The sequence below is a fragment of the Pseudomonas alcaligenes genome (assembly GCF_014490745.1).
GTDB lineage: Bacteria > Pseudomonadota > Gammaproteobacteria > Pseudomonadales > Pseudomonadaceae > Aquipseudomonas > Aquipseudomonas alcaligenes_C.
Window position 1 is genome coordinate 2,184,804 of record NZ_LZEU01000001.1, and the last position, 19,868, is coordinate 2,204,671.

A 19,868-nucleotide genomic window follows, 5' to 3' on the forward strand; every position below is an offset into this window, starting at 1 on the left:
ACCATGTCTCTTGGTAAAACTTTGCAAGTCAGCGTTTATCGCTACAACCCGGAAAAGGACGCCGCGCCGTTCATGCAGGACTTCAACGTCGAGATCGACGGTAAAGACCTGATGGTGCTGGACGTACTGGCCCTGATCAAGGAACAGGACGAGGGCTTCTCCTACCGTCGTTCCTGCCGTGAAGGCGTGTGCGGTTCCGACGGCATGAACATCAGCGGCAAGAACGGCCTGGCCTGCATCACCCCGATCTCCACCGTGGTGAAGGGCAACAAGCTGGTAATTCGTCCGCTGCCGGGTCTGCCGGTCATTCGTGACCTGGTCGTCGACATGAGCATCTTCTACAAGCAGTACGAGAAGGTGCAGCCGTTCCTGCAGAACGATACGCCGGCTCCGGCCATCGAGCGTCTGCAGAGCCCGGAAGAGCGCGAGAAGCTGGATGGTCTGTACGAGTGCATTCTGTGCGCGTGCTGCTCGACTTCCTGCCCGTCCTTCTGGTGGAACCCCGACAAGTTCCTCGGTCCCGCTGCGCTGCTGCAGGCCTACCGCTTCCTGGCCGACAGCCGTGACACCAAGACCGCCGAGCGCCTGGCCTCGCTGGACGACCCGTTCAGCGTGTTCCGCTGCCGCGGCATCATGAACTGCGTGAACGTCTGCCCGAAGGGTCTCAACCCGACCAAGGCAATCGGCCACGTACGCAACATGCTGCTGCAGAGCGGTACCTGATTCAGTTGTAGCTCGACCCGTAACACCTGCGGCAGCGGCGTAACTCCGCTGTCGCAGTAAAACTCGAAGCGCAGCCCACAAAGCCGCGTTTCTTACTTGAAAAGATTTTGACGACCAGCAGGGGCATCCGGGCTGGTGCCCGGACTATCTGCGGGATCCGTAGTGGCTTACCAGGTCGCTGCTTTAGGACTATGAATGGCCCAGCTACGGCTTCTACGCCGGTGGTGTCCCCTTACCGAGGGTGACCAAGCATGCAAGAAAGCGTGATGCAGCGCATGTGGGACAGTGCCCACCTATCCGGTGGTAACGCTGCCTACGTGGAAGAGCTCTATGAGCTCTACCTGCACGATCCCAACGCTGTGCCAGAAGAGTGGCGCACCTATTTCCAGAAGTTGCCGACTGACGGCAACGCCGCCACAGACGTCTCGCACTCAACAGTCCGCGATCATTTCGTGCTGCTGGCGAAAAACCAGCGCCGCGCTCAACCGGTTTCCGCCGGGAGCGTCAGCAGCGAGCACGAGAAGAAGCAGGTGGAAGTCCTGCGCCTGATCCAGGCCTATCGCATGCGCGGCCACCAGGCTTCGACGCTCGACCCGCTGGGGTTGTGGAAGCGTCCGGCTCCGGCTGACCTGGCGGTCAACCACTATGGTCTGACCAACGCCGACCTCGACACCACCTTCCGTACCGGTGAGCTTTACATCGGCAAGGAAGAGGCGACTCTACGGGAAATCCACGAGGCGCTGCAGCAGACATATTGTCGCACCATCGGTGCCGAGTTCACCCACATCGTCGATTCCGAGCAACGCAAGTGGTTCCAGCAGCGTCTGGAAAGCGTACGCGGCCGTCCGGCATTCTCCACCGAAGTGCAGAGTCACCTGCTCGAGCGCCTGACTGCGGCCGAAGGCCTGGAAAAGTACCTGGGCACCAAGTACCCGGGCACCAAGCGTTTCGGCCTGGAGGGTGGCGAGAGCCTGATCCCGCTGCTGGACGAGATCATCCAGCGCTCCGGCTCCTACGGCACCAAGGAAATCGTCATCGGCATGGCCCACCGCGGCCGTCTGAACGTACTGGTCAACACCTTCGGCAAGAACCCGCGCGACCTGTTCGACGAGTTCGAAGGCAAGAAGACCGAAGGTCTGTCCTCCGGTGACGTGAAATACCACCAGGGCTTCTCGTCCAACGTCATGACTCCGGGTGGCGAAGTGCACCTGGCGCTGGCGTTCAACCCATCGCACCTGGAGATCGTCTCCCCGGTGGTCGAGGGTTCGGTACGTGCCCGCCAGGATCGCCGCAGCGACCCGAGCGGCGACAGCGTGCTGCCGATTTCCATCCACGGTGACGCGGCATTCGCCGGTCAGGGCGTGGTCATGGAAACCTTCCAGATGTCGCAGACCCGCGGCTACAAGACTGGCGGCACCATCCACCTGGTAATCAACAACCAGGTCGGCTTCACCACCAGCCGTCCGGAAGACTCGCGCTCCACCGAGTACTGCACCGACGTGGCGAAGATGATCCAGGCGCCGATCTTCCATGTGAATGGCGATGATCCGGAAGCCGTGCTGTTCGTCACCCAGCTGGCCGTCGACTACCGCATGCAGTTCAAGCGCGACGTGGTCATCGACTTGGTCTGCTACCGCCGCCGCGGCCACAACGAGGCCGACGAGCCGAGCGGCACCCAGCCGCTGATGTACCAGCAGATCGCCAAGCAGCGCACCACCCGGGAGCTGTATGCCGAGAGCCTGGTGCAGGCTGGTCGCGTCTCCGACGAGGCGGTAAAAGCCAAGATCGACGAGTACCGCAACGCCCTGGACAACGGCCAGCATGTGGTCAAGAGCCTGGTCAAGGAGCCGAACAAGGAGCTGTTCGTCGACTGGCGTCCGTACCTGGGCCATGCCTGGACCGCCCGTCACGACACCCGTTGCGAGCTGAAGACCCTGCAGGATCTGGCCGGCAAGCTGCTCGAACTGCCGGAAGGCCTGGTGCTGCAGCGTCAGGTGGCCAAAGTCCTGGAAGACCGGGTCAAGATGACCGCCGGTGCCATGCCGATCAACTGGGGCTACGCCGAGAACCTGGCCTACGCCACCCTGCTGCAAGCTGGCCACCCGGTGCGTATCACCGGTCAGGACGTCGGTCGCGGCACCTTCTCGCACCGCCACGCGGCGCTGCACAACCAGAAGGACGCCAGCACCTACCTGCCGCTGCAGAACCTGTTCGAAGGCCAACCGAAGTTCGAACTGTATGACTCCTTCCTCTCGGAAGAGGCCGTGCTGGCTTTCGAATACGGCTACGCCACCACCATGCCCAATGCACTGGTGATCTGGGAAGCGCAGTTCGGCGACTTCGCCAACGGCGCCCAGGTGGTGTTCGACCAGTTCATCTCCAGCGGCGAGCACAAGTGGGGCCGTCTGTGCGGCCTGACCATGCTGCTGCCGCACGGTTATGAAGGGCAGGGCCCGGAGCACAGCTCCGCACGCCTGGAGCGTTACCTGCAACTGTGTGCCGAGCACAACATGCAGGTCTGCGTACCGACCACCCCGGCGCAGATCTACCACTTGCTGCGTCGTCAGGTGATCCGTCCGCTGCGCAAGCCGCTGGTCGTGCTGACTCCCAAGTCGCTGCTGCGCCACCCGCTGGCCATCTCGACCCTGGAAGATCTGGCCGAAGGCTCGTTCCAGACCGTCATTCCCGAGATCGATAACATCGATCCGAAGAAGGTCGAGCGCCTGATCCTGTGCAGCGGCAAGGTCTACTACGACCTGCTGGCCAAGCGCCGTGCAGAGGGCCGTGAAGACATCGCCATCGTGCGCATCGAGCAGCTCTATCCGTTCCCGGAGGACGACCTGGCCGAGATTCTGGCTCCGTACAAGAATCTCAAGCACATCGTCTGGTGCCAGGAAGAGCCGATGAACCAGGGCGCCTGGTATTGCAGCCAGCACCACATGCGGCGTGTCGCTTCCGCGCACAAGAAAGGCCTGTTCCTCGAGTACGCCGGCCGCGATGCTTCGGCAGCGCCGGCCTGCGGTTACGCCTCGATGCACGCCGAACAGCAGGAAAAACTGCTGAGCGACGCCTTTACTGTTTAACGCCTTCGCGTAGCGAGGCGGCGGCACGGGTCGTCGCCTCCTTGAAGAAAACGAATTTAAGGAACACAGAGAATGGCTATCGAGATCAAAGCCCCAACCTTCCCGGAATCGGTTGCCGACGGCACCGTGGCTACCTGGCACAAGAAGCCGGGCGATGCGGTCAAGCGCGATGAGCTGATCGTCGACATCGAAACCGACAAGGTGGTGATGGAAGTACTCGCCGAAGCCGACGGCGTTCTCGCCGAAATCGTCAAGAACGAAGGCGACACCGTGCTCTCCGGCGAGCTGCTGGGCAAGCTGGGTGCGGCTGGCGCCGCCGTTGCCGCAGCCCCGGCTGCGGCCGCCCCGGTTGCCGCTGCTGCAGCCGCTCCGGCCGCTGGCGATGACGATGCGATCCTCTCGCCTGCGGCGCGCAAGATCGCCGAAGAAGGCGGTATCGATCCGAACAGCATCACCGGCACCGGCAAAGGTGGTCGCGTCACCAAGGAAGACGCTGTGGCTGCCGTCGCTGCCAAGAAATCCGCTCCGGCTCCGGCTGCCAAGCCGGCTGCTCCGGCCGCCGAAGCCCCGGTGTTCGCCACCGGCGACCGCGTCGAGAAGCGCGTGCCGATGACCCGCCTGCGCGCCAAGGTCGCCGAGCGCCTGGTCGAAGCCCAGTCGACCATGGCCATGCTGACCACCTTCAACGAAGTCGACATGCACGAAGTCATGGCGCTGCGTTCGAAGTACAAGGATCTGTTCGAGAAGACCCACAATGGCGTGCGCCTGGGCTTCATGTCGTTCTTCGTCAAGGCAGCTGTCGAGGCGCTGAAGCGCTTCCCGGCGGTCAATGCCTCGATCGACGGCAACGACATCGTCTACCACGGCTATCAGGACATCGGCGTGGCCGTGTCCAGCGACCGTGGCCTGGTGGTTCCGGTACTGCGCAACGCCGAGCTGATGAGCCTGGCCGAAGTCGAGAACGGCATCGCCACCTTCGGCAAGAAGGCCCGTGACGGCAAGCTGTCGATCGAGGAAATGACCGGCGGCACCTTCACCATCACCAACGGTGGTACCTTCGGTTCGATGATGTCGACCCCGATCGTCAACCCGCCGCAGGCCGCGATCCTCGGCATGCACAACATCATCCAGCGTCCGGTGGCCATCAACGGCCAGGTCGTGATCCGCCCGATGATGTATCTGGCGCTGTCCTACGATCACCGTCTGATCGACGGCAAGGAAGCAGTGAGCTTCCTGGTAACCATCAAGAACCTGCTGGAAGACCCGGCTCGCCTGCTGCTGGACATCTGACCCAGGGCTGCGCAACAAGGCGGCTCCCACAAGGAGTCGCCCGGTTTTATTCGAGAAGGAATGAGTTATGACCCAGAAATTCGACGTGGTAGTGATTGGCGCTGGCCCAGGGGGCTATGTGGCCGCCATCAAGGCCGCGCAACTCGGGCTGAAGACCGCCTGCATCGAGAAGTATCAGGACAAGGACGGCAAGGTCGCCCTGGGCGGTACCTGCCTGAACGTCGGTTGCATTCCGTCGAAGGCGCTGCTGGACAGCTCCTACAAGTACCATGAGGCCCACGAGGGCTTCAAAGTTCATGGCATCGAGGCCAAGGGCGTCACCATCGACGTACCGCAGATGGTCGCGCGCAAGAACACCATCATCAAGAACCTGACTGGCGGCGTTGCCGGCCTGTTCAAGGCCAACGGCGTGACCCTGCTGGAAGGCCACGGCAAGCTGCTGGCCGGCAAGAAGGTCGAAGTCACCGGTACTGATGGCAAGGTAGAAGTCGTCGAAGCCGAGAACGTGATCCTGGCTTCCGGCTCCAAACCGGTCGACATCCCGCCGGCCCCGGTCGATCAGGACGTGATCGTCGATTCCACCGGCGCCCTGGAATTCCAGGCTGTGCCGAAGAAGCTGGGCGTGATCGGCGCCGGCGTCATCGGTCTGGAGCTGGGCTCGGTATGGGCCCGCCTGGGCGCCGAAGTCACCGTGCTGGAAGCCATGGACAAGTTCCTCGCTGCCGCCGACGAGCAGATCTCCAAGGAAGCCCTGAAGATCCTCAGCAAGCAGGGCCTGGACATCCGTCTGGGTGCCCGCGTCACCGGCAGCGAAGTGAAGAAGAAGCAGGTGACTGTGACCTTCACCGACGCCACTGGCGAGCAGAAGCTGACCTTCGACAAGCTGATCGTAGCGGTCGGCCGTCGCCCGGTGACCACCAACCTGCTGGCCGCCGACAGCGGCGTGACCCTGGACGAGCGTGGCTTCATCTTCGTCAACGACCAGTGCGAAACCAGCGTCCCGGGCGTCTACGCCATCGGTGACGTGGTACGTGGCGCCATGCTGGCGCACAAGGCTTCGGAAGAGGGCGTGATGGTTGCCGAGCGCATCAAGGGCCACAAGGCTCAGATGAACTACGACCTGATCCCGTCGGTGATCTACACCCACCCGGAAATCGCCTGGGTCGGCAAGACCGAGCAGCAGCTGAAAGGCGAGGGCGTTGAAATCAACGTCGGTACCTTCCCGTTCGCCGCCAGCGGCCGTGCCATGGCTGCCAACGACACCGCCGGCCTGGTCAAGGTCATCGCCGATGCCAAGACCGACCGCGTGCTGGGCGTGCATGTGATCGGCCCGAGCGCTGCCGAGCTGGTGCAGCAGGGTGCCATCGGCATGGAATTCGGCACCAGTGCCGAAGACCTGGGCATGATGGTGTTCTCGCACCCGACTCTGTCCGAGGCGTTGCACGAAGCGGCCCTGGCGGTGAATGGCCACGCCATCCACATCGCCAACCGCAAGAAGCGCTAAGGCCATACCGCATGCGGCGCCTTGCCAGGCAGGGCGCCACACCGCAGTAACAACCACGGCGCACGGCCCGCGGCTGGTCTTACCAGACCGGTCGCAGGAATGTTCGCCGGACTGCTAACCAGTGCAGTCACAGGTGGCGCGGCGCCTCGAGCGCAGCGCCGAAATGCGCAATACCTAAACGAAGAACGGTAGATAAGCATGAATCTTCACGAGTATCAGGGTAAGCAGCTGTTCGCTGAGTACGGCCTGCCGGTTTCCACTGGCTACGCTGTTGACACCCCGGAAGAAGCGGCTGCGGCCTGCGAAAAGATCGGTGGCAGCGAGTGGGTTGTCAAAGCCCAGGTGCACGCCGGTGGCCGCGGTAAAGCGGGCGGCGTCAAGCTGGTCAAGAACAAGGAAGACGCCAAGGCGTTCGCCGCCCAGTGGCTGGGCAAGCGTCTGGTGACCTACCAGACTGACGCCAATGGCCAGCCGGTCAGCAAGATCCTGGTCGAGTCGTGCACCGACATCGACAAGGAGCTGTACCTCGGCGCCGTCGTCGACCGTTCCAGCCGCCGTATCGTGTTCATGGCTTCCACCGAAGGTGGCGTGGACATCGAGAAAGTCGCCCACGAGACTCCCGAGAAGATCCTCAAGGCCACTATCGATCCGCTGGTCGGCGCTCAGCCGTACCAGGGCCGCGACCTGGCTTTCCAGCTGGGCCTGAAAGGCGACCAGATCAAGCAGTTCACCCACATCTTCGTTGGCCTGGCCAAGCTGTTCCAGGACTACGACCTGGCTCTGCTGGAAGTGAACCCGCTGGTGATCAAGAAAGACGGCAACCTGCACTGCCTGGACGCCAAGATCAACATCGACGCCAACGCCATGTACCGTCAGCCCAAGCTGCGCGCCATGCACGACCCGTCCCAGGACGACGCCCGTGAAGCCCATGCGCAGAAGTGGGAACTGAACTACGTCGCGCTGGAAGGCAACATCGGTTGCATGGTCAACGGTGCCGGCCTGGCCATGGGTACCATGGACATCGTCAACCTGCACGGCGGCAAGCCGGCCAACTTCCTCGACGTCGGTGGCGGTGCTACCAAAGAGCGCGTGACCGAAGCCTTCAAGATCATCCTGTCCGACAGCAACGTGGCTGCCGTTCTGGTCAACATCTTCGGCGGCATCGTGCGCTGCGACATGATTGCCGAAGGCATCATCGGCGCGGTCAAAGAAGTTGGCGTGAAGATCCCGGTCGTGGTTCGCCTGGAAGGCAACAACGCCGAGCTCGGCGCCAAGGTACTGGCCGACAGCGGCCTGAACATCATCGCGGCTACCAGCCTCACCGACGCTGCCCAGCAGGTCGTCAAAGCCGCGGAGGGCAAGTAATGAGCGTCCTGATCAACAAAGACACCAAAGTCATCTGCCAGGGTTTCACCGGTAGCCAGGGTACTTTCCACTCCGAACAAGCCATCGCCTACGGCACCAAGATGGTTGGCGGCGTGACCCCGGGCAAGGGCGGCACCACTCACCTGGGCCTGCCGGTGTTCAACACCGTTCGCGAAGCCGTTGAAGCCACTGGCGCCGACGCTTCGGTGATCTACGTTCCGGCTCCGTTCTGCAAGGACTCGATCCTGGAAGCGGCCTACGGCGGCATCAAGCTGATCGTGTGCATCACCGAAGGCATCCCGACCCTCGACATGCTCGACGCCAAGGTCAAGTGTGACGAGCTGGGCGTACGCCTGATCGGCCCGAACTGCCCGGGCGTGATCACTCCCGGCGAGTGCAAGATCGGCATCATGCCGGGCCACATCCACCTGCCAGGCAAAGTAGGCATCGTGTCGCGTTCCGGCACCCTGACCTATGAAGCCGTGAAGCAGACCACTGACGCCGGTTTCGGTCAGTCCACCTGCGTCGGTATCGGTGGCGACCCCATCCCGGGCTCCAACTTCATCGACATCCTCAAGCTGTTCCAGGCTGACCCGAAGACCGAGGCGATCGTGATGATCGGCGAGATCGGCGGTTCCGCTGAAGAAGAAGCTGCTGCCTTCATCAAGGCCAACGTGACCAAGCCGGTGGTGTCCTACATCGCTGGCGTCACCGCGCCGCCCGGCAAGCGCATGGGCCACGCCGGCGCCATCATCTCCGGTGGTAAAGGCACCGCGGACGAGAAGTTCGCTGCCCTGCAGGATGCCGGTGTGAAAACCGTGCGTTCGCTGGCCGACATCGGCAAGGCCCTGGCCGAGCTGACCGGCTGGGAAGTCAAGAAAGCCTGAGGCTGACTTGATCTGAAAAAGGCCACCTTCGGGTGGCCTTTTTTATTGCTGTCTATCTGGTCAGAAAATTGTGCTGGAGCGACAGATTATTGCGTCTGATCGACAGCCCGACCGCTGTCAGCCGCGGCCTGCGAAGAAAATCGTTAGGCTTGCAACTATTTTCCCGGCGAAGCCCCACAAGGGCTGGCGGCGGGTACCCGTGAACGGCCTGAACCGGGCGGCTCACCCTTCCTGAACTCAAAGGAAACCTGCGTTTTCTCCCTGTTTTCCTGCCTGTGGTACTTCCCGCTATGACCCGTTTGAAAGGCCTGGATCTTCTGGCCCTTGGTTTCATGACTTTTGCCCTGTTCGTCGGCGCCGGCAACATCATCTTCCCGCCCATCGTCGGCCTGCAGGCCGGTCCCCACGTGTGGATGGCCGCCCTCGGTTTCCTGATCACTGCCGTCGGCCTGCCGGTGGTCACCGTGATTGCCCTGGCCAAGGTCGGTGGTGCGATGGACAGCCTGAGCAGCCCGATCGGCAAGACCGCCGGGGTAATCCTCGCTGCCGTCTGCTACCTGTCGGTGGGCCCGCTGTTCGCCACCCCGCGTACCGCCACCGTGTCCTTCGAGGTTGGCCTGGCGCCGCTGACCGGCCACGGCGCGCTGCCGCTGTTCCTCTACAGCCTGGTGTATTTCGCCGTGGTGCTGGCCGTGTCGCTGTATCCGGGCCGTCTGCTCGATAGCGTTGGCCGTGTACTGGCGCCGCTGAAGATAGTCGCGCTGCTGATCCTCGGCATCGCCGCCTTCATGCTGCCGCTGGGCGAGATCGGTGAAGCCACCGCGGCCTACCAGGCCGCGCCGTTCTCTCAGGGCTTCATCAATGGCTACCTGACCATGGATACCCTCGGCGCGCTGGTGTTCGGCATCGTCATCGTCAACGCCATCCGCTCGCGTGGCGTCGAATCGCCACGTCTGATCACCCGTTACGCGATCATCGCCGGGCTGATCGCCGGCCTTGGCCTGGCCCTGGTCTACCTCAGCCTGTTCCGCCTGGGCGCCGGCAGCCATGCCATTGCCGGCGACGCCACCAATGGCGCGGCGGTGCTGCATGCTTATGTGCAGCACACTTTCGGCGATCTCGGCAGCGTCTTCCTCGCCGTGCTGATCTCGCTGGCCTGCCTGGTTACCGCCGTAGGTCTGACCTGCGCCTGTGCCGAATACTTCAGCCGCCTGTTGCCGCTGTCCTACCGCGCGCTGGTGGTGCTGCTCGCCGGCTTCTCGCTGCTGGTCTCCAACCTCGGCCTGGCCACCCTGATCCAGGTCTCGGTGCCGGTGCTGACGGCCATCTACCCGCCGTGCATCGTGCTGGTGGCGCTGAGTTTCTGCTGGGGCTTCTGGCATTCGCCGGGGCGCATCGTCGCGCCGGCCATGGCCCTGGCCTTGCTGTTCGGCCTGGCAGATGGCCTTAATGCGGCCGGCCTGGAACAGCTGGTGCCGGACGTGCTGGCCCAGCTGCCGCTGGCCCAGCAGGGCCTGGGCTGGCTGGTGCCGGTGGTGCTGTTCACCTTGTTGTTGATGGCTGTCGATCGTCTGCTCGGCGAGCCGCAAACCGAAGCGGCCTGAGCTGAGAGTGCTCTGCGGCGCGTCTTTTGGCGCGCCACGCGGCGTTTTTGGCCGTTCTGCCACGACTTGCCGATTGCTGCCGGCCGGGCTCTGCCGGACAATCTCTGCGAGTTCTTCCGGTAGCCAGCCATCATGTCGCAAGCCATCTTCTTCGCCCACGCCAACGGTTTTCCCTCGGCCACCTACGGCAAGCTGTTCGCCGCCCTGGCGCCGGACTACCAGGTGCAGCACCTGGAGCAGCACGGCCATGACCCGCGCTTCCCGGTGGACGACAACTGGGAAAACCTGGTGGCGGAGCTGATCACCCATCTCGAACAGCAGGCACAGCCGGTGTGGGGCGTCGGCCACTCGCTGGGCGGCGTGCTGCACTACCACGCGGCGCTGCGCCGGCCCGAGTTGTACCGTGGCGTGGTGATGCTCGACTCGCCGCTGCTGACACTGGTCGACCGGGTGCTGATCCGCGCGGCCAAGCGCTTCGGCTTTATCGACAAGATCACCCCGGCCGGGCGTACCGTGGGCCGCCGCGAGCAGTTCAGCGACTTCGCCGAGGCGCGTCGCTACTTTGCCGGCAAGACCCTGTTCAGCCGCTTCGATCCGGAATGCCTGGACGCCTACGTAGAGCATGGTTTGCGCGCCGAGGGGCAGGGCCTGCGCCTGCGTTTCGACCCGGCCACGGAAATCTCCATCTATCGCAGCGTGCCGCACACCACCCCGGGGCGCCCGCAGCAGCTCGCCGTGCCGCTGGCGGTGGTGCGCGGGCGGCACAGCAAGGTGGTGCTGCCACACCATGCACGCCAGGTCGGCCGGGTGCCGCGTGGCGAATACCACAGCCTGCCAGGCGGCCATATGTTCCCTCTGGAGCGCCCGCAGGATACCGCCCTGCTGCTGCGTGAACTGTTCGCCCGCTGGCAGGGCATCGCCGAGGAGCGTACGGCATGAGTTTCAGCGTCGAGGAAATCCGTTTCAGCCTGCCGCATGTCGAGCTGGCTGCGCACCTGTTCGGCCCCGAGGACGGCATCCCGGTTATCGCCCTGCATGGCTGGCTGGACAACGCCATGACCTATGCACGCCTGGCGCCCAAGCTGCAGGGCCTGTGTATCGTCGCCCTGGACTTCCCCGGCCACGGCCACTCCGGACACTACGCCAGCAACTCCAGCTACAGCATGTGGGAGTACCTGGAAGATGTCCTGCTGGTGGCCGAGCAGCTCGGCTGGCAGCGCTTCAGCCTGATGGGCCATTCCCTCGGCGGGATCATCTCGACCCTGCTGGCTGCCGCCGTGCCCGAGCGGGTCGAGCGCCTGGCCTTGATCGACGGCCTGATACCTTTTGTTGGCGAAGCGGAAGGCTCAGCCAAGCGCCTGGGCGATGCCTTGCGCGCGCGCCTGGCGGTACGCGACAAGCGCAAGCCGGTGTATGCCGACCTCGACCGCGCCGTGCAGGCGCGCATGCAGGGCGTGGTCGCGGTCAGCCGCGAGGCCGCCGAGCTGCTCGCCCAGCGCGGCCTGGAGCCGGTGCCAGGCGGTTACACCTGGCGCACCGATATCCGCCTGACCCTGCCTTCGGTGATGCGCCTGACTTTTGCCCATGTTCAGGAGTTCGTGCGCAGCGTGCAGTGCCCGGTCAGCCTGGTGCTGGCAGCGCAGGGGCACATGGCGGTCGAGCCGCGCATCGCCGGGCTGATCGAGGGTACCCAGTTCGAGGTGCACAAACTGCCTGGCGGCCACCACCTGCATCTCAACGACGAGGCCGGCGCGCAGCAGGTTGCAGACTGTTTCAATCGTTTCTTCCCGCGCGCTTGACTTGCCCCTGACAACTGCCGAGGCTGGGCAGATTGTTCAGGGAGCCACGCATGATCGATCTGTACACCGCCGCCACGCCCAACGGGCACAAAGCGTCGATTGCCCTGGAGGAGCTGGCGCTGCCCTATGAGGTGCATGCGCTGTCCTTCGACAAGCAGGAGCAGAAGGCGCCGGCTTTCCTCAGGATCAATCCCAATGGGCGTATCCCGGCCATAGTCGACCGCGCTAACGACGACTTCGCCGTGTTCGAGTCCGGCGCCATCCTGATCTACCTCGCCGAGAAGACCGGCCAGCTGCTGCCGAGCGACGCCAAGGGCCGTTCGAGAGCGCTGCAATGGCTGATGTTCCAGATGGGCGGGGTAGGGCCGATGCAGGGCCAGGCCAACGTGTTCTTCCGCTATTTCCCGGAGAAACTGCAGGGCGCCATTGACCGCTACCAGCACGAGACCCGGCGCCTCTACGAGGTGCTCGACAGTCGCCTGGGCGAGGCCGAGTACCTGGCCGGTGACTACAGCATCGCCGACATCGCCACTTTCCCCTGGGTGCGCGTGCATGACTGGGCTGGCGTGTCGGTCGAGGGTCTGGTGCATCTGCAACGCTGGATCGCCGCCATCGATGCGCGCCCGGCCGTGCAGCGTGGTTTGCAGGTGCCGCAGCGGGCCAGCGAGGCCAGCGTGGTGAAGACCGCCCAGACCATGCTGATACGTTGAGGAAACGGATGCGCCCGAGTCTGTTTGCCGCTCTGCTGCTGTGCACCACGCCGCTGCTGGCCGATGATCTGCCCGGCAGTGCCGACCTTGCCGTGTTGCCCCGTTTTGCCCATGCCGAAATCGTCGATTACCGCGACAGCGCCAGCAGCGAACGCAGCTACCCGCAGAGCGAGATCCGCCGCATCAGCGGCCAGTTGCAGCTGGAGCGTCAGGTGCAGGCCGAAGGCCGTCTGCGTGCGCTGACTTATCGCCTGCCCGATGGCCATCGCCCGGAAAGCGCGCTGGATACGGCCCGCCACGAGCTGCTCGGCAACGGCGCGCAGCTGCTCTACTGGTGCCAGGGCCGTGAGTGTGGCTCCAGCAACCTGTGGGCCAACGCACTGTTCGGCAATGCCAAGCTCTATGGCCCGGACGAACGCCAGAGCTTCCTCCTGCTGCGCCTGGCCGCGCCCCAGCAGGACAGCCTGCTGGCCCTGTACGGCATTACCCGCGGCAACCGGCGGGTCTACCTGCAGGTCGAGCAGCTCGATGCCAACCAGCCGCTGGCTGCCCAGCTGCCCACGGCCAGCACCCTGCTGCGCCAGTTGCGCGCGGAGGGCGAGCTGAACCTGGCTGCGCTGCAGGCACCGCAGGCCGACTGGAGCGACCTGCTGGCACGTACCCTCAGTCTCGATATCACCTTGCGGGTGAGCCTGGCCGGTGCCCAGGCCGAAGCCTGGCAAGCCGCGCTGCTGGTGCAGGGCGTGCGTGCCACGCGGGTGGAGCTGGGCGAGGGCGGCGATGGCGGCCTGCAGGTGCGCGTTCTACCTTGAATCCTGTCGCGCCTGCCCGCCGGGCTGGCGCCTTTGCTGTGGGAATAGCTGGCAATGCTGAACAACGATCGTCTGTTGGTACAGATTCTCCTCCTGGCCCTGCTCGGCGCCTGCGTCTGGGTGCTGGCGCCGTTCTTCTCGGCGCTGTTCTGGGCCGCCGTACTGGCCTTCGCCAGCTGGCCGCTGATGCGCCTGCTGACCCGCGCGCTGAATGGCCGCGAGGCCACTGCGGCAGCGTTGCTGACGGCCGGCTGGATGGTGCTGGTGGCGATTCCGCTGGTCTGGCTGGGGTTCAACCTGGCTGACCATGTGCGCGATGCCACCACCCTGTTCAAGGATCTACAGGTCGACGGCCTGCCGCCGCCACCGGCCTGGGTGGCCGATCTGCCGCTGATCGGCCAGCGCCTGAGCGACATCTGGCTGCGTATCGACAAGGAGGGCGCGGCCCTGTTCGCCAGCCTGCGCCCGTACCTGGGCCAGGTCGGCAACTGGCTGCTGGCGCGCAGCGCGGCCCTCGGCGGTGGCATGCTGGAGCTGGCCCTGAGCCTGGTGCTGGTGTTCTTCTTCTACCGCGACGGGCCGCGCATGGCGGCCTTCGTCCATAGCCTGCTGGAACGCCTGATCGGCGACCGCGCCGAGCACTACCAGGATCTGGTGGCCGGCACCGTGCAGCGGGTGGTCAACGGCGTGATCGGCACGGCGGCGGCCCAGGCCCTGCTGGCCATGATCGGCTTCTACATCGCCGGCGTGCCGGGCGCCCTGGTGCTGGGCATCATCACCTTCATCCTCAGCTTGATCCCCATGGGCCCGCCGCTGGTATGGATTCCCGCCACGGCCTGGCTGGTCAGCCAGGAGCAATACGGCATGGCGGTATTCCTCGGCATCTGGGGCATGTTCGTCATCAGCGGCGTGGACAACGTGCTCAAGCCCTACCTGATCAGCCGTGGCGGCAACCTGCCGCTGGTGGTGGTGCTGCTCGGCGTGTTCGGCGGCATCCTGGCCTTCGGCTTCATGGGCCTGTTCCTCGGCCCGACCCTGCTGGCGATCGCCTTCAGTCTGCTCGGCGACTGGGCCAAGAGCGCTCCGGCCGAGGCGCCGGCCACGGCACGAGACGAGGAACAGCACTGAACCAGGTTGCCGCCACGTGCAGCTGCGCATGGTGAGTCAAGTGGGCAGGGTGGTAACCTTGCCCGGCTTTTCCGCGGTTATCGCCTCAGATTCGTGCATTTCGGCCTGAATCCGCGACGGCTTGCCCGCCACACTGCGATGGAGCAGGCCCGCGATGGGCGCAGGGAAGACTCACAACAACACATGGACATCGAGCTCACTCATGAAAAAAACCGCAGGTATGGCTGCAAGCCTCGTCGTTATCGTCGGGGCACTGGGAACCGCCGGGGCGTGGTACACCGGTAAACATCTGGAAAGCGTGCTGCAAACCTCGATCAGCGAGGCCAACCAGCAGATGCAGAACGCCCTGTTGGGCATCGATGGCACGGCCAAGCTGGAACTGCTGTCGCTGGAGCGGCACCTGTTCAGCAGTACCGCCCACTACCGCCTGACCGTCGCCGGCAAGGCTCTGGGCGATGGCCAGCAGCCGTTCGAGCTGCTGTTCGTCGACCGTATCGACCACGGCCCGTTCCCGCTGTCGCGCCTGCAGGCACTGAAGCTGATGCCGGTCATGGCCACCAGCAACTTCGAACTGGAAAAGAACCCGCTCACCGAACCCTGGTTTGCCGCGACTCAGGGCGTGGCTCCGCTCAGTGGCCAGGTCAGCCTCGGCTATGACGGTTCCAGCAGCAGTAGCATGCGCCTGCAGCCGCTGGATCTGGCTCCGAGCGAGAAGATCCAGGTGAAATTCTCCGGTCTGGATCTGCAGGTGGACGCCAGCGCCAAGGCCGAGGATCTGCAGATCGGCGGCAACATGACCAGCCTGCAGCTGTCCCTTGTCTCGCCCACCTCCGGGCCGCTGACCATCGACCTGCAGGGCCTGACCCTGGACAGCGACCGCAGCAAGGGCAGCTCCGGGCTGTACATGGGGACGAACCAGGTCAAGCTGAAAAGCGCCAGCGTACAGATGGCCGACAAGCCGCCGGTACTGCTTAGCGACCTGGCCCAGAGCGACAGCCTGGAAGAGGTCGGCAACAGCCTCAACGGCCGCCTGACCTACGACATCGGCATGATCAGCTACGACGGCAAGCAGATCGGTGGCAGCCAGCAGGTGTGGAGCCTGAAGAACCTCGATCTGGGCGCCGTGCAGTCGCTGGTCAAACTCTACGAGAGCAAGCTGCAGCCGCTGCAGACTGCGGCCCTGCAGGGCAGCGAGGCGCCGCAGCTGGATCTGAGCGATGCCGAGCAGGCCCAGCTCAAGGCCGACTTCGAGCAACTGCTGGCCGCCAAGCCCCAGATCGCTCTGGAGAAAATGTCGTTCAAGACCACCAATGGCGAAAGCCATCTGCGTCTGGCGCTCGACCTCAACAAGCCGGAATCCTTCGACCTGCCGGCACCGCTGATCGCCAAGCAACTGATCGGCCAACTGGACGCCAAACTGGTGGTGTCCAAGCCGATGATCGGCGACGTGGTCGGTGTGCAGGCGGCCTTCGCCGGACAGACCGACCAGCAGGCGATTGCCGAGCAGGCCAGCATGATGAGCGAGATGGCCAGCAGCATGGCGGTAGCCAGCCAGATGGCCACGGTGGAAGGCGACAACATCGTTTCCAGCCTGCATTACGCCAACGACCAGGTCGACTTCAACGGCCGCAAGATGACGGTCGAGGAGTTCGTCGGCATGTTTATGGCGATGGGCGGCGGCATGGGCATGCAGCAGGACGATGCAGCCCTGCAGGAAGGCGAGAGCGCTGACGGCCTGGCCCTGCAAGCACCGGCAGTAGAGAACACCGCGCAGTAACGGCGCGTTGCCCTATAACGGCCAGCCCATTCGCACTGCGGATCGGCTGGCCGTTTGCTTTACGGCGGTTAGGCCGAGAGGTCGAGCTGGCTACCGATGCTGGACTGGTAGCTGGCGCTGCTCTGGTACTGCTTGAGCAGTTTGGCGATCAGTCCCGAGAAGTCTTCCTCCTCGCTGCGGCTCTTGCTGCTGGCCTGGCTCTGCTGGCCGATGCTGTCGAGCAGGCTGCTCAACTCGTCCTGGCTGATGCTGCCGCTACTGTCGGTGTCCAGCGCACTGAACAGTTCTTCCGAACTGGCTCCGGTATCTGCTGGTGGCGGTGGAGGCGGTGGCGCCAGGGCGGCCATCTCATCGATGTTCAGGCCACCGTCGCCATCGGCGTCGAGTTCGCTGAACAGGCTGCTGACATCGCTGCTGCTGGAGCCGGCGATGGCCGACAGCTCTTCTTCATCGATGCTGCCGTCGCCGTTGGTGTCCAGCTGGGAGAACATCTCCTCCGGGCTGGGGCCACCCGGGCCGCCGGGGGGCGGTGGCGGCGGGGCCAGAGCGGCGGTTTCCTTGCTGTCCAGGCTGCCGTCGCCGTTGGCATCGAGCTGGCTGAACAGCTCGTCGATATCGATGCTCAGGCTGCTGTCGCTTTCCTGGGCGGCGCTGATTGCACTGCTCAATTCGTCCTTACTGACGCTGCTGTCACCGTCGCTGTCGAGAATGCTGAACAGCTTCTCCTGGACTTTCGCCGGGCCTCCGGCACAGCCACCGCCGCCACTGCTGGCGGTGCTGCTGCGCTGGGTGCTGGCGAGTGTCGAGCTATAGCTGCTGTAGCTCGAGTAACTGCTGACACCACTGATCATGGGAGTCACTCCTATGTGGGCATGACCGGAGAGGGTTCTCCGGTTGTGTCAGCCTCCGGGCGCTCTGTGTCGGGGGTATATGGACTTTGTAACGACTCCCATACAGCCGCGCCGCGTGTGTTGCGCGGTGCTTGCTCGTGGGTTCTACGGGAGGCGCGCGCCGGCCAGGCCGGCGCGGCTCAGCGGGGCAGGCGCAGGATGGCGGTAAGGCCGCCGCCCGGGGTTTCTTCGAGCAGGATGTCGCCGCCCTGGCGGCGGGCGGCTTCGCGGGCGATGGTCAGGCCCAGGCCCACACCGCCGGAGCTGCGGTTGCGCGAGCCTTCGACGCGGAAGAAGGCTTCGAACACTGCCTCGCGTTGCTCGGGGGCAATGCCGGGGCCGTTGTCGCAGACCCGCACTTCGATCTGCTGCGGGCTGTCGTGCAGCTCGATGCGCGCATGCCCGGCATAGCGCAGGGCATTTTCCAGCAGGTTGCTGATGCACGAGCGCAATGACAGCGGCTGTACCCGCAGCGGTGCGCAGTGACCGCTGAAGCGCACATCGGCACCACGATCCTGGGCGTCCTCGACCATCGACTCGACCAGTGCCTGCAGGTCGAACCACTGCAGCGCCTCGCTGCTGCGCTGTTCATGCAGGTAGCGCAGGGTGGCGTCGAGCATGCTGATCATCTCGCCCAGATCCTGGCCCATGCGCGAGCGCAGCTGTGGGTTGGGGATCTGCTCGACGCGCAGCTTGAGGCGCGCCAGCGGCGTGCGCAGGTCGTGGGAAACGGCGGCGAGCATGCGTCCGCGTTGCTGCACCTGCTCGCGGATGCGCCGCTGCATCAAGTTGAAGGCATGCGCCGCCTGGCGTGCTTCCTTGGTGCCGGTTTCCGGCAACGGTGGGGTGTCGAGATCCTCGCTGAGGCGCTCGGCGGCTTCGGACAGGCGCTGGATCGGCCGGCTGAGCAGGCGTGCGCCATACCAGGCGGCGGCGATCAGGGTCAGCAGCTGGAAGGTCAGCGGCACCAGCGGGCCGCCAAAACCGCGCCAGGGCGGCGGAGGCGGCGGTCGCGAGCCAGGTTCGCCGTGCTCGCTGTAGGCCGGCGGAGGAGGCGGGGGCGGCGGCCGGTGGCCGTAGTAATTGAACCAGGCGAAAGCCAGGATGTGCGCTAGCACGATGGCCAGCATGAGGACACCAAACAGACGCGCGAAGAAGGTGTCGGCGGTGCGCATCAGGCGATATCGCGGGCGTCGAACAGATAGCCTTCGCCGCGCACGGTCTTGATCAGCCGTGGTGAGCGCGGATCGTCGCCGAGCTTCTGGCGCAGGCGCGAGACCAGCAGGTCGATGCTGCGGTCGAAGGCTTCGATGGAGCGGCCGCGGGCCTCGTCGAGCAGTTGTTCGCGGCTGAGCACCCGGCGTGGGCGTTCGAGGAACACCCAGAGCAGGCGGAACTCGGCATTGGACAGCGGCACCAGCAGGTCGTCCGGCGATTGCAGCTGGCGCAGCACGCTGTGCAGCGTCCAGCCGTCGAAGCTGATGCTGGTGCGCGGCTCCTGGCGCGGGTCGGCGCGGCTCGGGTCGCGGTCGTCGCGCACGCGGCGCAGGATGCTCTGGATGCGCGCCACCAGTTCGCGCGGCTCGAAGGGCTTGGCCATGTAGTCGTCGGCGCCCAGTTCCAGGCCGATGATGCGGTCGGCCGGCTCGCAGCGTGCGGTCAGCATCAGGATCGGGATATCGGAGCTGGCGCGCAGCTCGCGGCACAGGGCCAGGCCGTCTTCGCCGGGCAGCATGAGGTCGAGGATGACCACGTCGAACTGGCTCTGCGCCAGGGCGCGGCGCATGCCGCTGCCGTCGCCGACGGCTTCGCTGTCGATATTGAAGCGGGTCAGGTAGCCGCCCAGCAGCTCGCGCAGTTCGAGGTTGTCATCGACGATCAGGGCACGGGTCGTGCGTACGCGCCAATCGCGGGTATGGGGGGCTTCCACCGGGGCAGGCTCCAGGAACATCAGGGCTGGGATGCGGGGGTAGACAGGCTGGCATCCTAGCCTGTCGCAATGCTAGCGGCCATGCCAGTCGGCGCCGCTTGTCGGCATGGTGGCGGATCTGCGTATCGGCATGGTGTCGGTGATGTATCCGGGCCGATACAAAGGCGCATTTTTACACCTTCTTTACATACCTGCCGGGGTTGCGCAATCGAACCTTTACGGCCCCTCTGCCGAGAATTTGCTCAGGCGGTAACCACCGCGACAAGGAGCATACACATGAGCATTCTCGACGGGGTGTCACTCGGCTTGGCCGTGGCGCTGTTCATCTACCTGCTGGTTGCGCTGCTGCGCGCCGAGCGTAGCTAG

Annotated in this window: 17 protein-coding genes; 14 read left to right on the plus strand and 3 right to left on the minus strand. The window is 64.7% G+C overall.

Features of this window, described 5'->3' with window-relative positions:
• Nucleotides 1-3 precede the first annotated feature (3 nt).
• The 13 genes from A9179_RS09950 (at nt 4) to A9179_RS10010 (ending at nt 16,682) form a co-directional block, all read left to right on the plus strand.
• The gene (locus A9179_RS09950) at nt 4-723 is read left to right on the plus strand and encodes a succinate dehydrogenase iron-sulfur subunit (RefSeq protein WP_187805655.1); all 720 of its coding nucleotides are present in this window, start codon (nt 4-6) and stop codon (nt 721-723) included.
• A 251-nt stretch (nt 724-974) separates the two neighbouring features.
• Nucleotides 975-3,806, plus strand: coding sequence for a 2-oxoglutarate dehydrogenase E1 component (locus tag A9179_RS09955; protein WP_187805656.1), 2,832 nt, complete (start codon nt 975-977; stop codon nt 3,804-3,806).
• Nucleotides 3,807-3,878: 72 nt separating this feature from the next.
• The gene (gene odhB / locus A9179_RS09960) at nt 3,879-5,096 is read left to right on the plus strand and encodes a 2-oxoglutarate dehydrogenase complex dihydrolipoyllysine-residue succinyltransferase (RefSeq protein ID WP_187805657.1); all 1,218 of its coding nucleotides are present in this window, start codon (nt 3,879-3,881) and stop codon (nt 5,094-5,096) included.
• 67 nt (nt 5,097-5,163) lie between these two features.
• Nucleotides 5,164-6,600 (plus strand): dihydrolipoyl dehydrogenase, encoded by a 1,437-nt coding sequence (gene lpdA / locus A9179_RS09965; RefSeq protein ID WP_187805658.1) that lies wholly within the window; start codon nt 5,164-5,166, stop codon nt 6,598-6,600.
• Between the two features lie 198 nt (nt 6,601-6,798).
• Nucleotides 6,799-7,965, plus strand: coding sequence for an ADP-forming succinate--CoA ligase subunit beta (sucC, locus tag A9179_RS09970; protein WP_187805659.1), 1,167 nt, complete (start codon nt 6,799-6,801; stop codon nt 7,963-7,965).
• A complete protein-coding gene (gene sucD, locus A9179_RS09975; protein WP_187805660.1) occupies nt 7,965-8,852 on the plus strand; it encodes a succinate--CoA ligase subunit alpha in 888 nt (295 codons plus the stop codon). The genes sucC and sucD overlap by 1 nt, the downstream gene beginning before the upstream one ends.
• Before the next feature lie 290 nt (nt 8,853-9,142).
• On the plus strand, nt 9,143-10,456 hold the full coding sequence (gene brnQ / locus A9179_RS09980; RefSeq protein ID WP_187805661.1) for a branched-chain amino acid transport system II carrier protein: 1,314 nt from the start codon (nt 9,143-9,145) through the stop codon (nt 10,454-10,456).
• A gap of 132 nt (nt 10,457-10,588) precedes the next feature.
• Nucleotides 10,589-11,395 carry an alpha/beta fold hydrolase gene (locus A9179_RS09985; protein WP_187805662.1) on the plus strand — a complete coding sequence of 269 codons (807 nt, stop codon included), beginning with the start codon at nt 10,589-10,591 and terminating at the stop codon, nt 11,393-11,395.
• Nucleotides 11,392-12,255 (plus strand): alpha/beta fold hydrolase, encoded by an 864-nt coding sequence (locus A9179_RS09990; RefSeq protein WP_187805663.1) that lies wholly within the window; start codon nt 11,392-11,394, stop codon nt 12,253-12,255. Before A9179_RS09985 ends, A9179_RS09990 begins: the two co-directional genes overlap by 4 nt.
• A gap of 50 nt (nt 12,256-12,305) precedes the next feature.
• On the plus strand, nt 12,306-12,965 hold the full coding sequence (locus A9179_RS09995; RefSeq protein ID WP_187805664.1) for a glutathione S-transferase family protein: 660 nt from the start codon (nt 12,306-12,308) through the stop codon (nt 12,963-12,965).
• Between the two features lie 8 nt (nt 12,966-12,973).
• On the plus strand, nt 12,974-13,777 hold the full coding sequence (locus tag A9179_RS10000) for a DUF4892 domain-containing protein (protein ID WP_187805665.1): 804 nt from the start codon (nt 12,974-12,976) through the stop codon (nt 13,775-13,777).
• A gap of 54 nt (nt 13,778-13,831) precedes the next feature.
• Complete coding sequence (locus A9179_RS10005; RefSeq protein ID WP_187805666.1) at nt 13,832-14,905, plus strand: AI-2E family transporter; 1,074 nt, start codon at nt 13,832-13,834, stop codon at nt 14,903-14,905.
• A 202-nt stretch (nt 14,906-15,107) separates the two neighbouring features.
• Complete coding sequence (locus A9179_RS10010) at nt 15,108-16,682, plus strand: YdgA family protein (protein WP_187805667.1); 1,575 nt, start codon at nt 15,108-15,110, stop codon at nt 16,680-16,682.
• A gap of 68 nt (nt 16,683-16,750) precedes the next feature.
• On the opposite strand, the gene xopAW is transcribed toward A9179_RS10010, so the two are convergent.
• The 3 genes from xopAW to A9179_RS10025 form a co-directional block, all read right to left on the minus strand.
• On the minus strand, nt 16,751-17,533 hold the full coding sequence (gene xopAW / locus A9179_RS10015; protein ID WP_187805668.1) for a XopAW family type III secretion system calcium-binding effector: 783 nt from the start codon (nt 17,531-17,533) through the stop codon (nt 16,751-16,753).
• A 179-nt stretch (nt 17,534-17,712) separates the two neighbouring features.
• Nucleotides 17,713-18,747 (minus strand): ATP-binding protein, encoded by a 1,035-nt coding sequence (locus tag A9179_RS10020; protein WP_187805669.1) that lies wholly within the window; start codon nt 18,745-18,747, stop codon nt 17,713-17,715.
• On the minus strand, nt 18,747-19,523 hold the full coding sequence (locus tag A9179_RS10025) for a response regulator (protein WP_187805670.1): 777 nt from the start codon (nt 19,521-19,523) through the stop codon (nt 18,747-18,749). Before A9179_RS10025 ends, A9179_RS10020 begins: the two co-directional genes overlap by 1 nt.
• Before the next feature lie 255 nt (nt 19,524-19,778).
• On the opposite strand from A9179_RS10025, the gene kdpF reads away from it, so the two are divergent.
• On the plus strand, nt 19,779-19,868 hold the full coding sequence (kdpF, locus tag A9179_RS10030) for a K(+)-transporting ATPase subunit F (RefSeq protein WP_187805671.1): 90 nt from the start codon (nt 19,779-19,781) through the stop codon (nt 19,866-19,868).

Excerpts from the sequence above, each read along its gene's own strand:
- A9179_RS09950 (WP_187805655.1), top strand. The coding sequence starts at position 4 with ATGTCTCTTGGTAAAACTTTGCAAGTCAGCGTTTATCGCTACAACCCG.
- A9179_RS09955 (WP_187805656.1), top strand. The coding sequence starts at position 975 with ATGCAAGAAAGCGTGATGCAGCGCATGTGGGACAGTGCCCACCTATCC.
- odhB (WP_187805657.1), top strand. The coding sequence starts at position 3,879 with ATGGCTATCGAGATCAAAGCCCCAACCTTCCCGGAATCGGTTGCCGAC.
- lpdA (WP_187805658.1), top strand. The coding sequence starts at position 5,164 with ATGACCCAGAAATTCGACGTGGTAGTGATTGGCGCTGGCCCAGGGGGC.
- sucC (WP_187805659.1), top strand. The coding sequence starts at position 6,799 with ATGAATCTTCACGAGTATCAGGGTAAGCAGCTGTTCGCTGAGTACGGC.
- sucD (WP_187805660.1), top strand. The coding sequence starts at position 7,965 with ATGAGCGTCCTGATCAACAAAGACACCAAAGTCATCTGCCAGGGTTTC.
- brnQ (WP_187805661.1), top strand. The coding sequence starts at position 9,143 with ATGACCCGTTTGAAAGGCCTGGATCTTCTGGCCCTTGGTTTCATGACT.
- A9179_RS09985 (WP_187805662.1), top strand. The coding sequence starts at position 10,589 with ATGTCGCAAGCCATCTTCTTCGCCCACGCCAACGGTTTTCCCTCGGCC.
- A9179_RS09990 (WP_187805663.1), top strand. The coding sequence starts at position 11,392 with ATGAGTTTCAGCGTCGAGGAAATCCGTTTCAGCCTGCCGCATGTCGAG.
- A9179_RS09995 (WP_187805664.1), top strand. The coding sequence starts at position 12,306 with ATGATCGATCTGTACACCGCCGCCACGCCCAACGGGCACAAAGCGTCG.
- A9179_RS10000 (WP_187805665.1), top strand. The coding sequence starts at position 12,974 with ATGCGCCCGAGTCTGTTTGCCGCTCTGCTGCTGTGCACCACGCCGCTG.
- A9179_RS10005 (WP_187805666.1), top strand. The coding sequence starts at position 13,832 with ATGCTGAACAACGATCGTCTGTTGGTACAGATTCTCCTCCTGGCCCTG.
- A9179_RS10010 (WP_187805667.1), top strand. The coding sequence starts at position 15,108 with ATGAAAAAAACCGCAGGTATGGCTGCAAGCCTCGTCGTTATCGTCGGG.
- xopAW (WP_187805668.1), bottom strand. The coding sequence starts at position 17,533 with ATGATCAGTGGTGTCAGCAGTTACTCGAGCTACAGCAGCTATAGCTCG.
- A9179_RS10020 (WP_187805669.1), bottom strand. The coding sequence starts at position 18,747 with ATGCGCACCGCCGACACCTTCTTCGCGCGTCTGTTTGGTGTCCTCATG.
- A9179_RS10025 (WP_187805670.1), bottom strand. The coding sequence starts at position 19,523 with ATGTTCCTGGAGCCTGCCCCGGTGGAAGCCCCCCATACCCGCGATTGG.
- kdpF (WP_187805671.1), top strand. The coding sequence starts at position 19,779 with ATGAGCATTCTCGACGGGGTGTCACTCGGCTTGGCCGTGGCGCTGTTC.